Here is a 13691-nt window from a genome sequence, read left to right as displayed (position 1 = left end):
TCCCCCTTATGCTATCACTCGTTTTGCATGCGTATACACATTAAACGCCTGACCGCGCAAAAAGCCGACGACAGTAATGCCAAGTTCATCGGCCAAATCGAGTGCAAGCGTCGTCGGCGCCGATTTCGAGAGCAGGACGCTTACGCCCATTTTTGCCGCCTTCAAGAGCACTTCCGACGAGACGCGGCCGCTGAACACAATGAGTTTGTCTTTCATCGCCACTTGTTCGCGCAGGCAGTAGCCATACAGTTTGTCAAGCGCATTGTGCCGCCCGATGTCAGAGCGGATGGCAACGATCCCGTCCGGCGTGGCGAGCGCGGCGTTGTGAAGACCGCCCGTCGCCGCAAAGTCCGTCGACCGCTCGTGCAGCGCTTTCATGAGGCGAATGCAGTCATCCGCCTTCACCGTGATGCCGCCGACGATCGTTTTCGCCGTTTTCGCATCGTTGTAAAAATAAAACTGCCGACTTTTTCCGCAACAAGAGCCGATGAACCGCTTGGCATAAAACTGTTTGGCCGGCAGTCCGCCCGCGGCGAGTTCGACATAAGCAAAGCCCCGCTCCCCATCAATGGTCATCCCTTTGATGTCACTGCACGTCCGAATGACTCCTTCCGAGGCTAAAAATCCGATTACCAATTCATCTAGATGCGCCGGCGTGCAAACGATGGTGGCGAACTCCTCGCCATTGACCATGACCGTCAACGGAAACTCAAGCGCAATCTCATCTTCCTCCTCAGCCAACTGGCCGCCATCATATCGAACGATCAGCCGCCGTTTCGACGCAAACCCGCTCACCTTGCCATTCCCCCTTTCCATGCAAAATAAAACCGCCGCCTTCCGGACAAGAGGACACACTCGCCCCCTGTCAGCGAAAAGCAGCGGTAGTTTGCGCCCAGCACTTCTGCAGCGAAACCAACGCACATCCGTTTCCAAAACCTGCCTGCCAAGCGGCAAAACCGTTTAGCCGGCGAGGCTTCCACTATTTTCATCGTGCTAACTATTCATAAGCATATCACGAACAGCAACGAAAAACAATTGTTTTTGTTCACAAAATCGTCACAATTCAATCGGCTTCTCAAAAACGAAAACGGACACCGCCATATCTTCTTCCACTTTAATATCGCTGAACAAATAGAGCAGCTTCGAACCGACAAGCTCTTCCATGCCGTCCGGCACATGTTGGGCGTACACATCTTGGATCATTTTCGTTCTCGCCGCGTGCACCATCTCTCGGCCTTCCGGGGTGCGGGCGATAAATTTTTCCGTCGGCGTCAAATTGCCGTGCAAAATCGTAATTGCCAAATTGTCGACGAAATACGTTTTAATCCGTTCCGGCCCTTTGCCAAACAGCTGTTTGCGCACTTTGCGCACAATATCGTTGAAAGCGGCTTCTTTTTTGGACATTTTTCTTCCCCCTTTCCGAAAGCCACCAGAAAAAGTTCCAGCCCATCCGTTGTGTTCTTCGTTTTGCCGTACTATAATAAACTATAGCAAATGTATACATAGTGGAAAAATAATAAGGCCGAACGCCGCCTTGTTATTTTTCTACGATTCTAGCAGACGCTGGATTGGTTGTTTAGTACCGCCATGCTAAAGAACTACTCCACCACGATGAAGCACGATTCTCATCGCTGGTGGAGTTTTTTATTTTGACAAAGGAGGAGCGATCGATGGAAGCGCAACTCGTGACAGTGACCATTAACGGTCGTCCGTACCGCGCCAAAGAAGGGATGACCATTTTGGAAGTCGTCAATGAGCACGGCATCCCGCATCCGCAAGTTTGTTACACGCCGGAGCTTGGCGCCATTCAAACGTGCGACACATGCATCGCTGAGGCGGACGGGAAGCTCGTGCGCGCCTGTGCGACGCCGGTTGAGGACGGCATGACCGTCGAACTCGGCTCGCCGCGGGCAAAAGCAGCGCAAAAAGAAGCGATGGACCGCCTGTTGGAAAACCATCTCTTGTACTGTACGGTGTGCGACAACAACAACGGCAACTGCAAGCTCCACAACACCGCGGAAATGATGCAAATTGAACATCAAACGTATCCGTATCGGCCGAAAGTCGACCCGTCCGAAGTCGACATGTCGCATCCGTTTTACCGCTACGACCCGAACCAATGCATCGCCTGCGGCCAATGCGTGGAAGCGTGCCAAAACTTGCAAGTGAATGAGACGCTGTCCATTGACTGGAGCGCCGAGCGGCCGCGCGTCGTCTGGGACGGCGGCGTGCCGATCAACGAGTCGTCGTGCGTCAGCTGCGGACATTGCGTCACCGTCTGTCCGTGCAACGCCTTAATGGAAAAATCGATGCTCGGCGAGGCCGGATTTATGACGGGGCTGGACAAAGACGTGCTCAACCCGATGATCGAGTTTGTCAAAGAAGTGGAGCCGAATTACACCGCCATTTTCGCCGTTTCCGAAATTGAAGCTGCCATGCGCGAACAACGGATCAAAAAGACGAAAACGGTTTGCACGTTCTGCGGCGTCGGCTGTTCGTTTGAAGTGTGGACGAAAGGGAGGAAAATTTTAAAAATCCAACCGGTTTCCGAAGCGCCGGTCAACGCCATTTCGACATGCGTCAAAGGAAAATTCGGCTGGGATTTCGTTAACAGCGAAGAGCGCTTAACGAAACCGCTCATCCGTAAAGGCGACGTCTTTGTCGAGTCGACGTGGGACGAAGCGCTCGATCTCGTCGCCGAAAAACTGGGCGCGATCAAGCGGCAATACGGCGGCAACGCCATCGGGTTTATTTCGTCATCGAAAATTTCCAACGAAGAAAACTATTTAATGCAAAAACTGGCGCGCCAAGTATTTGAAACGAACAATGTCGACAACTGTTCGCGCTACTGCCAATCGCCGGCAACCGACGGCTTGTTCCGCACGGTCGGCATGGGCGGCGACTCAGGCACGATTCATGACATCGCCTCGGCCGGCCTGGTCATCATCATCGGCGCCAACCCGGCGGAAGGGCATCCGGTCATCGCCACCCGCGTCAAACGGGCCCATAAGCTGTTCGGCCAAAAACTTATTGTCGCTGATTTGCGCCGCAATGAAATGGCCGAGCGGGCTGATTTGTTCATCCGCCCCAAACAAGGCACCGACCAAGTATGGCTGATGGCCGTGACGAAATACATCATCGACCAAGGCTGGCACGATGAAGCGTTCATTCGCGAACGTGTCCATTTCTTTGATGAGTTTAAGCAGCTTTTGGAAAAATATACACTTGACTATGCCGAACAAATCACTGGCGTCGCCAAAGCCGATCTTATCCGCATCGCCGAAATGATCCATGAAGCGGACGGCACGTGCGTCCTCTGGGGCATGGGGGTCACGCAAAACACAGGCGGCAGCGACACATCGGCGGCGATTTCCAACTTGCTTTTGGCAACCGGCAACTATGGCCGTCCAGGGGCGGGCGCGTTCCCATTGCGCGGTCATAACAACGTCCAAGGGGCGTGCGACATGGGGTCGCTTCCAGCTTGGCTGCCGGGCTACCAACATGTGACCGATGATGCGGCGCGAGCAAAATTTGAAAAAGCGTACGGCGTCCGCATTGATGCGAAACCAGGCCTTGACAACATCCAAATGCTCGAAGCGGCCGAGCGCGGCGAACTGAAAGCGATGTACATCGTCGGCGAAGACATGGCGCTCGTCGACTGCAACGCCAACCACGTGCAAGAGACGTTGGCGAAACTTGATTTTGTCGTCGTCCAAGACATTTTCTTATCCAAAACAGCGCAATTTGCGGATGTCATCTTGCCAGCGGCGCCGAACTTGGAGAAAGAAGGAACATTCACGAATACCGAGCGCCGCATCCAACGGTTTTATCAAGCGCTCGAACCGCTCGGCGATTCAAAACCGGACTGGTGGATCATTCAAGAAATCGCCAAACGGCTTGGCGCCGATTGGCATTACGCCGGTCCGAAGGAAATTATGGATGAAATCGCCAGCCTCGCCCCGCTGTACTCGCAGGCGCACTATGACCGGCTCGAAGGCTGGAACAGCTTATGCTGGGGCAGCTATGATGGCGCCGATACGCCGCTGTTGTACAAAGAGCGGTTCAATTTCCCGGACGGCAAGGCCCGCTTTGCGCTGGCTGATTGGGTCGAACCGGTGCAATATCCGGAAGAGTACGATTTGCTCGTCAACAATGGCCGGCTGCTTGAACACTTCCATGAAGGAAACTTGACGTACAAATCAAAAGGCATCGAGCATAAATTCCCAGAAGTGTTTGTCGAAGTATCCCCTGAACTCGCCAAAGAACGCGGCATTGAAGATGGGGCGCTCGTCCGGCTCATCTCGCCGTACGGCCGCGTCAAAGTGCGCGTGCTCGTCACCGATCGAGTCAGAGGCAACGAGCTGTTTTTGCCGATGCATTCAATGGCCAATGAGAGCGCGATTAACATTTTGACCGGACCGCAAACCGACCATCGCACGAATACGCCGGCCTACAAACAAACGCGGGTGCGCATGGAAGTGATCGAACGCTCGGGAGACACGCCGTTGCCGCGCACGAATCCGCGCTTTAAACAGCGCCATCCGCAAAACGGCGTTGAAGTCGAGCGGAAATGGCAGCGCCGCGACTACGTGCCGCTCACAGACGAGGAAAAAGGGGTGAAAGTCGGTGGCTAAACCGATTGCCACGATTCAGAAACGCCAGATGAACGAAGAAGAAAAGCGGTCCGAAGCGCTCGCAAAGCTAAAAGCAGCGGTCGGCGACAGCGAAGAAGCAGTCCGCGAACTATTGGACGTCATCGAACAGCTCCACGAAAGCGGCTTGCTTGAAGCAGCCAGCGCTTTGTTAAAGTCGCGCGAAAAGGTGGCCAAAATCGTGGTCGGCCAACTCAATCAAAAACCGGTGACGACGATGATCAACCACGCGTTCGCCTTGGCTGGCCTCGCCTCTTCGCTCGATCCAGAAAAAACGGCCAAATTGCTTGAGCATATCGCCGAAGGCGCCATGGAGGCGTACGAACAGACAGCTGTTGAGACGAAAAAGATCGGGCTGTTTGACCTGTTGAAGGCGCTGAACGATCCTGATGTCAACCGCGCCATTCGCTTTTTCCTGTCCGCGCTTAAAGCGATTGGCCAGCGGCTTGGAGCTGACAACTGAAACCTCTTCTTCCAAAACTAACAGCGTCCTGTGCAAAAGCAGGGCGCTGTTTTGTTTACCAAAACACCATCCGTTGCCGGCTTGCGTCGGCAATGAATTTTAGTGATTCCGCCCCTCCCAGCTGTCGGCGTCGTATGATACAATAGCCATACCGTTGTTTGCCCCAACTGGACAAGAGAACGGTTATTGGCCCGACCCCGGGCGGGATATACTAACAAACGACGCTGACAAAGGAGGCGCCTTCACGTTGGATACAGGCACACATGTTTTGATGGGAGTGGCGCTCGGCAGCTTAGCATCGCTCGACCCCGCCATTGCCCATGACCCGTTTTTATCCCATGCCGTATTGATTGGCACGCTCGCCGGATCACAGGCACCCGATATCGATACAATTTTAAAGTTGCGCAATAACGCCAAATATATTCGCAACCATCGCGGCATCACCCATTCGATTCCCGCCGTTGTCATTTGGCCGCTGTTGATCGTCGGCATCATGGCCGCCGTCTATCCGGAAACGGACTGGCTCCGCGTTTGGCTTTGGACGTTTGTGGCTGTTGCCTTTCACGTGTTTGTCGATATTTTTAACGCTTACGGGACGCAAGCGCTGCGCCCGTTCACAAAAAAATGGATCGCCCTTGGCGTCGTTCATACGTTTGACCCAGTTATTTTTGCGCTTCATTTACTCGGCGTCGGCGCCCTGTTTCTCAACGTCCACCCCGGTTATGCGTTTCTCGTCGTTTATGCGCTCGTGGCCGCGTATTATGTGTTCCGCTTCCGCGAGCAAGCCAACATTAAACAGCTCGTGCACGCCTCTATACAAGGAGTGACGGACATCATTACTGTGCCGACGTGGCGGCCGCGCGAATGGCATTTAGCCATTTCAACCTGCGACGAATTTTACGTTGCCCGCGTCAAACACGGCGAGCTCATCATCCTCGACCGCTTCCAAAAACGGCCGCTTCCCGACCACCCGGTGATCAACGCCGCCAAGCGCGATGAAAACGCCGCCGCCTTTTTGTCGTTTTCCCCGGTGTACCGTTGGGAAATGAACGAATACGACGACTATTATGAAGTGCGCTTTACTGATTTGCGCTACCGGAGCAAAGGATACTATCCATTCGTGGCCGTCGTTCAGCTAGACCGCAACCTCAACATTGTCAGCTCATACACGGGCTGGATGTTCAGCGAAGGAAGGCTGCGGAAAAAGCTCGAGGTGACGCCAAACTGACAGAGCGGCTTGTTTTGATCCCAACAATTTGCACACATAAGCGCCCCCCTTCGTTTCATAATAAGAATACGTGTTGGCCATCCAACACGAGCTCGCCTCAAAAGGGGGAATGGGCCGTGCGAAATAAGGAGCGCAACTTCCCGAACCAAAACAACAACAAGCTCGAAGGCGAGCCGCGCGCCAAAGCGGAATACGCGTCCAAGCGGGCTGACGGGACGACCAACACTCACCCACAAGAGCGGATGCGCGCTTCAGGCAAGCGCAGCGACTTCTTCTAAAGAGAGAAAAACCGGGGAGCATGGACACATTCGCCTGCTCCCCGGCACATTCAGCAGCGAGGTGAACGGTCATGGGTCACCATCGGCGCAAAAAATTTTATGACAACTTTTACTCGAATCCGTTCCAGCAGCCGTGGGCCAATCCGAAACACGCTCATTCGCAGGTGAACGGTGAAACACAGCAAACGCTCGACCTCATCATTTTAGAGCGGCAGACGCGCAAGCAGTCGTAGCGAAAAAACTTAGGGGTTGTTCCCCCTAAGTTTTTTTCTTTCGACTCGCTTTCCGTCTGGTTGCAAACTGAGCCCGCCTGTCATGAGGAGGGCAAATTCGGCTTGCGGAGCAGCGAAATCGGCAACGCTTCTTCCTCCCCGTTTCCTTTCAGCCGCCAGCCCCAGGCAAATACTCCTTTTAAATAGCGAACTTTGAAATATTCCCCAGGTGCTCCTTCAATTTCATAAATCTCTCCCGGGGGAAAATCAGCAGGGTTAAGCATATACGCTTTCGCCATGGCCATTTTTCGCTCATAGACAGCATATTCATTCACCATGCCCATCTGCTCCGCCTTGCGCGCTTTCTCAGCCAACACGGCGATTTCCCGCTGCAACTCCTCTTTCGTCATCTCGCTATACCGTTTTTGGTCCTCTCTCATGGTCACGATCCCCCTTTTTGGTTTTCACCGCTGCCTTGCCCGCGCAGCCATTCATCGATCAAGTCGAGTGAAAACCCTTTCCGATAAAGGGCTTGGCGCATCTTTTGCTCATAAAGCGACCGCGGGTGGTGCGCATAACGGCGGTGCGCTTTCTCCGCCTGAACACTGAGCGCCGCCCGTTCTTCTTGTTCAGTATGAGCGCCGCCATCCGCCAAAACGGCGGCAATCACCTCATGCGGAAACCCTTTGCGCATCAGCTGCTGCCGCACCCGTTCCAAAAACGCGCGAGCCGATTCAGCCCGGCGCTGTTTTTTCGCTTTTTCGTAAAGCGAGCGGGCGATGGCCATCTGTTCATCCAACGTATACTCCGCCAAACTCTGCTCGATCAAGCAGCCCAAAACACCGAGCCGTTCCAGTTCAGCGCGGATGAGAAGCGGCCCTTTCGCCGCCGTCTTTTTTTGCGTGCGTACGTAAGCGGCGGCAAACGCCTCGTCATCGACATACCGCTCGGCGCGAAGCTTTTTGAGCACTTCATCAATCACCGAATCCGGAGCACCTTTTTTTCGCAAATGTGCAGCGACCTCATGCTCCGAACGCATCCGGTGCGCCAAAAAGTAAAGCGCCTGTTGATACGCCTTTTTCACCTCATCGGCATACACAATATGTTGAAGCAGGTCGTCGCTGATCTCCAGCCCTTTTTTCAAGCGGAATTGAAGCAATACATCTTGATCAACTGTCAATCTCAACGACGGTGCGCCGTCACGGTGCACGACAATCCAAAATCGTTCAGCATTTTGTTCGGTTGCGACAATGTCGGCAATCGTTCCCATTGTTTGTCCCCCTTATCTTTTATGGTATCATAAGCAGGAACTTCTGACACCAAAAGCGAAGTCATAAAATAAACCAATGGAAGGGGAATCAAGATGCGCATCGCCATCAATGGCGGAACCGGGCTGATCGGCCAGGCGCTCGCCCGCCATTTTTCCAAGCAAGGACATGAGATCTACATTTTCACCCGCTCTCCGAAACCTTCAGAAGACCGGATTCACTACCTTTCCTTCGACGATAACCGGAAGCCGGCCGCCATCGACGTGGCCGTGAATTTGGCTGGAGAGCCGCTCAACCGAAAACGTTGGACGGCGAAGCAAAAAGAGATCATCCTTGACAGCCGCCTTCGATCCACCGAAGCGATGGGCCGCTACATCGATTCACTGTCCCGCCCCCCGTCGTTGTTTATCAACGCCAGCGCCATCGGCATTTACGGCACTTCGGACTCCGCAACATTTACCGAGCAAACGACCGATTACGGCGGCGACTTTCTAGCCCAGACCGTCCAAGCATGGGAAGCATCGGCCCGTCCGATTGAGCAGCTTGGCATTCGCACCGTCTACGCTCGCTTTGGCGTCGTGTTTGCCCGACATGGCGGCGCCTTGCCGATGATGATCAAGCCGTACCGGCTGTTTGTCGGCGGCCGGGTCGGCAGCGGACGGCAATGGCTATCGTGGATTCATCTTGAAGACGTCGTGCGCGCAGTCTCGTACATCATCGAACACGAGGAATTGTCCGGCCCGATCAATTTCACCGCGCCCCATCCAGTGCAAATGGACGAGTTCGGTCGTACGGTCTCCCGCCTGCTTCGCCGCCCGCACTGGCTTCCGGTTCCCGCCTGGGCACTTCGCCTTCTCCTCGGCGAAATGAGCATGCTTGTTGCCGAAGGGCAACGCGTCATTCCGGAAAAGCTGCTGCAAGCTGGGTTCCGCTTTTCGTTTCCAACGTTAGAAGATTGTCTCACGGATTTGTTTTTGCCGCAAGGCTGACAAAAAATATCCAAAAAAAATTAACAAAAAAGCAATTCCCTTTTTTCATCTAATCGTGTATGATAAAGAAGACTTCAGGGCAGTTGTTGTTCATAACCGCATACGGACAGGAATAAGGGGAAGGCAAATGGTGCGCCACCAGCGCTCGCGCTGGTTCTAGTGGGTTCGATTCCCACCCCGAAATTTTTTTAACGATGTTTTTATAAAAAAATTTCGAGGGTGGTTTCCCGCTAGGAGGCTGCCCTCGGGACTAAAGGAGGGATTGGCCATGCTGAAAAAACGCGAGCTGCAAGACTGTCATGCGCTGTACGAGCTGATGGTGCACCCGGATGTCTTCCCTTTTGTGCGCCAAAAAGCCGGCTCGTATGAGGAGTTTTTGTTCATGACGAAACAGCTCATCGAGGCGGAAGAACGAGGCGAGCTCATTTCGCGCACGATTTTGGACGAATGGGGGAACCCGATCGGCACGATCAGCCTCTTTGACATTCAAGACGGCGCCGGCTTTTTAGGAACGTGGCTTGGCAAACCGTACCACGGGCGCGGCTACAATCAGCGCGCCAAGGAAGCGTTTTTCCACGAACTGTTTTATGAGCTTTCCATCGAAACGGTGTTTTTGCGCATCCGCAAAGTCAATGTGCGCTCGATCAAAGCGGCGGAAAAACTGCCGTACGTCACGCCGGCCAATGAAACGCGGCGGGCGCTGCTCGAGCAAATCGGCGCGGATGTATACAATTTGTACGAAATTACAAAAGACAACTACACGCTTTATACGATGCGCCATCCCTCCTTTACGCTGGAAAAGGAACAACGAAAAGAAGCGTAAGCGCGGAAGGACGCATGACGATCGAAAAAGAGGCTGTCCGTTCGGACATCCTCTTTTATTTATGCATAAAAACGGCTGGCCTCGTCCAAAATGGAACTAAAGGCATATCATGCAAAGCGAGGGAACGAGCGATGGCGGAAAAACGAAAACGTGAAAAAGTGAAGCATACGTTGACAAGCGCCCAAGAAGTAAGCTATGCCCGCGATTTTAAAATGGCGGACCAAGCGGGCGGTTACACTGCCAAAAAAGCGCGCCATTAGAAATGATTGCTATTTATATGGCGGCGCCGTCCATGCCATGCTAATGAATGAATCGTACGATTCACACTTCTTTATAGGGGGCATGGACGATGGGCCGATCTCGCGGACAACGGACGCGCGACAAAAACAAGGCAACTTTGCCGCAGGTTCCCAAACAATTGAAATCTGACGGCATTGACGTCGAATATTCGGCGGAATTTGCCGACCATGAAGACCTCGAGGCGCAGGCGCGCGCGGCCGCTGCTGGCATCCGCCGGCAAGAGCGCAAACGGTAACGGAAAGAGGTGTCCTTTCAATGGGACACCTCTTTCCTGTGCAGACCGCACCGTTATGTCGCCGCCTCCCCCTCCGGTTCGAGCACTTGGCTGTATCGCCTGTAAAAGAGGCCGAGCTCCCCTTTGTAATTGTCTTTCCACGGTTTTTCTTTGCCGCAATAATGAATAAAGACGGTGTTTTCCTCGATCCACGCCAAATTATGTTTTGGGTTGGGCAACAGCTGCAAAAAATCGTAATAACGGGCATCATAGTTGTAACGGTAGCCATCGACCGGTTTGATTTTGTCCCAATACAGCCCGTTGAGCACATCTTGGTCAGGAAGGACAAGCTTAAACCGGTTGTCGCGGATAAACTGGTAAATGTCCGCGAGCCGGACGTGTTCGCGCATCGCCGCGATGTTCATCATCATGACGCCCGTGTTGAAATAGCCTTTCGCGTTCGGCGTTTTCAAGCGAAGTTTGTTGAACAAATTGGCCACTTTGGTCGAATGCGTATGCTCGGCGGCGATAAACCAGTTCCCCTCAAAGTCCATCTCATACAGCTCATCGATCGGATTGATGGCGACAATGTCCGGATCCAAGTACAGCACCCGGTCGACATCGGGCGGAAGAAACAAATGCGCCGCCAGCCGGTAGTACATCTCGGCCGTATAGTGGCGAAACACCGGAGCGTCATGAAACAGCTGCGGGTCGACATAAATTGGCACCAGTTCATGCCCTTGCTTGCGAACGAAATCACTAAGCGCCCGGATCTCCTCCTCCGCAATGCGCGAATAAAGCAAATAAAATGTAAACGGGCGCCGGTTATTGCAAAATAACGAATGCATAAGCACTTTCAGCGGTGGAAGATAATTGGCGTCTGCCGTCACTAAAATGCGGAACATGCATCATCACTTCCTTTGCGTCATCGTTTCCCCTTTCTCTACAATTATATCTGAACGCAGGCAAATGTTGCCCCCCTTTTGGCTTTGGACAGCAATGTTTTCCTATCATCCTTTTCGTTGGATCATATTTCCTGTCCATGATATAGTGGAAAGAGAACAGAAAAAGGGGGATTGGAAACATATGGGGAATGTTCGTTGGGTGTTGGCTCTCATTTCGTTTTTAGCAATCACACTTTTCTCCTGCAGCAAACCGCCATCGCCGCACGATGCATTAAAAACGTACACCTCCTACTGGACGAAACAGCAATTTGCGAAAATGTACGACATGCTCTCAGAAGAAACGAAAAAAACAGTCGGCAAAGAGCAATTTGTTGACCGCTATAAAAAAATTTACGGCGACATCCAGGTGTCTCACTTATCCGTTGCCCCAGTCCCTGTTCAAACTGATAAAAAAGACAGTGACAAAACGGAAATCTCCTTGCCGTTTTCCGTAAAAATGGACACAGTCGCCGGGCCCGTGCAGTTTCGCCACGAGGCAAAGCTTGTCAAAGAACAATCCAATGACAAAGAACAATGGCGCATAAAGTGGGATCCGTCTTATATTTTCCCACAGCTTGGCCCCAATGACAAAGTGCGGCTGAACATCACGCCGGGAAAACGGGGAGAAATTATCGACCGCAACGGCCAGCCGCTTGCCATGAACGGTACGGCATATGAGATCGGAGTAATTCCAGGGCAAATGGGCGACAATGCGGAAACCATCAAACAGAAGCTTGCCTCGCTGCTTGGCGTTTCGCCCGAAATAATTACAGAAAAGCTAAACGCGCCTTGGGTGCGTCCCGATTATTTCGTACCGATTCAAAAGGTGTCGAAAACTGATAAGCGGGTTGAGGAAGCTCGCCGCATCCAAGCCGTCGCCGTTAAAGAAACGCCCGAACGGGAATATCCGCTTGGCGCAGCAGCCGCTCATTTAGTCGGGTATGTGGGCACGATCACGAAAGAAGAATGGGAGGCAAAGAAAGATGAAGGCTACTCGCCAACCTCCCGGATTGGGAAACGCGGTCTTGAGGAGCTTTGGGAAGGGCGACTGCGCGCCCATGACGGAGCCCGCCTTTATATCGAAAAAGCGGACGGATCGACCGTGACCATCGCAGAAACAAAGCCGAGAGACGGCGAAACGATTGCGGTAACGATTGACGCCAAAGTCCAGCAGGCCATTTACCGCGAAATGAAAGGTCGCGCCGGCACAGCGGCGGCCATCCATCCGCAAACGGGAGAAATTTTGGCACTTGTCAGTTCCCCGTCGTTTGATCCAAACCGGTTCGTGCTCGGCCTTTCATCATCGGAATACGCAAAATGGCAAAATGACCCGCTCCGCCCGCTCGTTAACCGCTTTGCTGCGACCTATGCACCGGGATCAGCCATCAAACCAATTATTGCCGCCATCGCTCTTGAACAAGGCGCCATCACGCCAAAAGAAACAAAAACGATTCACGGCCGACGTTGGCAGCCGGATCGTTCATGGGGCAACTATTTCATCACCCGCGTCCACGATGGACCGGAGCGCGTCGACCTGACCAAAGCCCTTGTTTACTCTGATAATATCTACTTTGCCATGGCCGGCCTCGAGCTCGGCCCGGAACGGATGGAGTCCGGCCTTCGCTCATTCGGGTTTGGAGAAAAGCCACCATTTCCGTACCCAATTCCGGCGTCGCGTTTTTCCAATAGCGGGAGCTTGAAAACGGGACCACAACTGGCCGATACTGCCTATGGACAAGGGGAAATGCAAATGAGCATTCTTCACCTTGCCGCTGCCTACACCCCGTTTGTAACGGGAGGTGATTTGCTTCAACCGGTGCTCGAAAAAGGCCAACCGAAAACCGTCTGGAAACAAGGCGTCATCTCCAGCCAGACAGCCGCCATCGTCGCCGGCGATTTAGTCCGTGTTGTCGCTGATCCGAACGGAACGGCTCATGATGCTTACATCAAATCTATTCCGCTTGCCGGCAAAACCGGGACCGCCGAGCTGAAGCAGGAAAAAGGAACACAAGGAAAGGAAAATGGTTTGTTCGTTGCCTACCCGGCCGACCGCCGTGATCTGTTGCTTGCCCTGTTGATCGAAGGGGTGGAAAACGACGGCGGCAGCCGCTACGCCGTCAACGCAGCGAAGCGCATCTTTACTTCCCTCCGCTAGCCGATTAAGGCTGGCGGATGTTTTTTATACAAGTTAGATTATTTACAATTATCAAACAATATTTTATAATAAATGTATCGAGTCGTCTCCTGCCCGCTTCACCGCCCGGCAGATCAGACGGCTGGCATCACTGTTCATTGACTTCGCTACCCGTCACGGCAGCAT

At 53.2% G+C, this 13691-nt stretch carries 15 protein-coding genes; 10 read left to right on the top strand and 5 right to left on the bottom strand.

Going from position 1 to position 13691, the window contains the following annotated elements:
• Positions 1-6: 6 nt before the first annotated feature.
• Both fdhD and ACR1UW_RS04240 read right to left on the bottom strand, forming a co-directional pair.
• Positions 7-795, bottom strand: coding sequence for a formate dehydrogenase accessory sulfurtransferase FdhD (fdhD, locus tag ACR1UW_RS04245; RefSeq protein ID WP_289644068.1), 789 nt, complete (start codon positions 793-795; stop codon positions 7-9).
• Between the two features lie 261 nt (positions 796-1056).
• On the bottom strand, positions 1057-1404 hold the full coding sequence (locus ACR1UW_RS04240) for a Na-translocating system protein MpsC family protein (protein WP_025949114.1): 348 nt from the start codon (positions 1402-1404) through the stop codon (positions 1057-1059).
• Positions 1405-1670: 266 nt separating this feature from the next.
• On the opposite strand from ACR1UW_RS04240, the gene fdhF reads away from it, so the two are divergent.
• The 5 genes from fdhF (at position 1671) to ACR1UW_RS04215 (ending at position 6854) form a co-directional block, all read left to right on the top strand.
• A complete protein-coding gene (gene fdhF / locus ACR1UW_RS04235; RefSeq protein WP_498934679.1) occupies positions 1671-4634 on the top strand; it encodes a formate dehydrogenase subunit alpha in 2964 nt (987 codons plus the stop codon).
• Positions 4627-5115, top strand: a complete 489-nt coding sequence (locus ACR1UW_RS04230; protein ID WP_033009885.1) for a helical membrane plugin domain-containing protein — start codon at positions 4627-4629, stop codon at positions 5113-5115. The genes fdhF and ACR1UW_RS04230 overlap by 8 nt, the downstream gene beginning before the upstream one ends.
• Before the next feature lie 247 nt (positions 5116-5362).
• Positions 5363-6343: a metal-dependent hydrolase gene (locus tag ACR1UW_RS04225; RefSeq protein ID WP_063330010.1), complete on the top strand. Its 981-nt coding sequence runs from the start codon at positions 5363-5365 to the stop codon at positions 6341-6343.
• 116 nt (positions 6344-6459) lie between these two features.
• On the top strand, positions 6460-6621 hold the full coding sequence (locus tag ACR1UW_RS04220; protein WP_033009883.1) for a small, acid-soluble spore protein K: 162 nt from the start codon (positions 6460-6462) through the stop codon (positions 6619-6621).
• A 71-nt stretch (positions 6622-6692) separates the two neighbouring features.
• Entirely contained in the window at positions 6693-6854 is a 162-nt protein-coding gene (locus ACR1UW_RS04215) for a YpzG family protein (protein ID WP_071880153.1), read from the top strand.
• Positions 6855-6934: 80 nt separating this feature from the next.
• Here the strand turns inward: ACR1UW_RS04215 and ACR1UW_RS04210 are convergent, their stop codons facing one another.
• Entirely contained in the window at positions 6935-7273 is a 339-nt protein-coding gene (locus ACR1UW_RS04210; protein WP_033009882.1) for a YfhH family protein, read from the bottom strand.
• 2 nt (positions 7274-7275) lie between these two features.
• On the bottom strand, positions 7276-8103 hold the full coding sequence (recX, locus tag ACR1UW_RS04205) for a recombination regulator RecX (protein WP_100659745.1): 828 nt from the start codon (positions 8101-8103) through the stop codon (positions 7276-7278).
• 93 nt (positions 8104-8196) lie between these two features.
• On the opposite strand from recX, the gene ACR1UW_RS04200 reads away from it, so the two are divergent.
• From ACR1UW_RS04200 to ACR1UW_RS04185, 4 genes are all read left to right on the top strand, one after another.
• Positions 8197-9090 (top strand): epimerase, encoded by an 894-nt coding sequence (locus ACR1UW_RS04200; protein ID WP_498934675.1) that lies wholly within the window; start codon positions 8197-8199, stop codon positions 9088-9090.
• Between the two features lie 268 nt (positions 9091-9358).
• The gene (locus ACR1UW_RS04195; protein WP_063330009.1) at positions 9359-9913 is read left to right on the top strand and encodes a GNAT family N-acetyltransferase; all 555 of its coding nucleotides are present in this window, start codon (positions 9359-9361) and stop codon (positions 9911-9913) included.
• A 131-nt stretch (positions 9914-10044) separates the two neighbouring features.
• Positions 10045-10173: a YfhE family protein gene (locus ACR1UW_RS04190; RefSeq protein ID WP_078172606.1), complete on the top strand. Its 129-nt coding sequence runs from the start codon at positions 10045-10047 to the stop codon at positions 10171-10173.
• Positions 10174-10262: 89 nt separating this feature from the next.
• A complete protein-coding gene (locus ACR1UW_RS04185) occupies positions 10263-10448 on the top strand; it encodes a YfhD family protein (RefSeq protein WP_033009876.1) in 186 nt (61 codons plus the stop codon).
• A 53-nt stretch (positions 10449-10501) separates the two neighbouring features.
• On the opposite strand, the gene ACR1UW_RS04180 is transcribed toward ACR1UW_RS04185, so the two are convergent.
• Positions 10502-11332 carry a glycosyltransferase family 8 protein gene (locus ACR1UW_RS04180; protein ID WP_033009875.1) on the bottom strand — a complete coding sequence of 277 codons (831 nt, stop codon included), beginning with the start codon at positions 11330-11332 and terminating at the stop codon, positions 10502-10504.
• 181 nt (positions 11333-11513) lie between these two features.
• Between ACR1UW_RS04180 and ACR1UW_RS04175 the strand changes: the two genes are divergently transcribed.
• A complete protein-coding gene (locus ACR1UW_RS04175) occupies positions 11514-13526 on the top strand; it encodes a penicillin-binding transpeptidase domain-containing protein (protein ID WP_047817789.1) in 2013 nt (670 codons plus the stop codon).
• Positions 13527-13691: the final 165 nt, after the last annotated feature.

Origin of the sequence: Geobacillus lituanicus (assembly GCF_050994965.1) — a bacterium.
Classification (GTDB): domain Bacteria; phylum Bacillota; class Bacilli; order Bacillales; family Anoxybacillaceae; genus Geobacillus; species Geobacillus stearothermophilus.
This window is presented reverse-complemented; position numbering and strand designations above follow the sequence as displayed.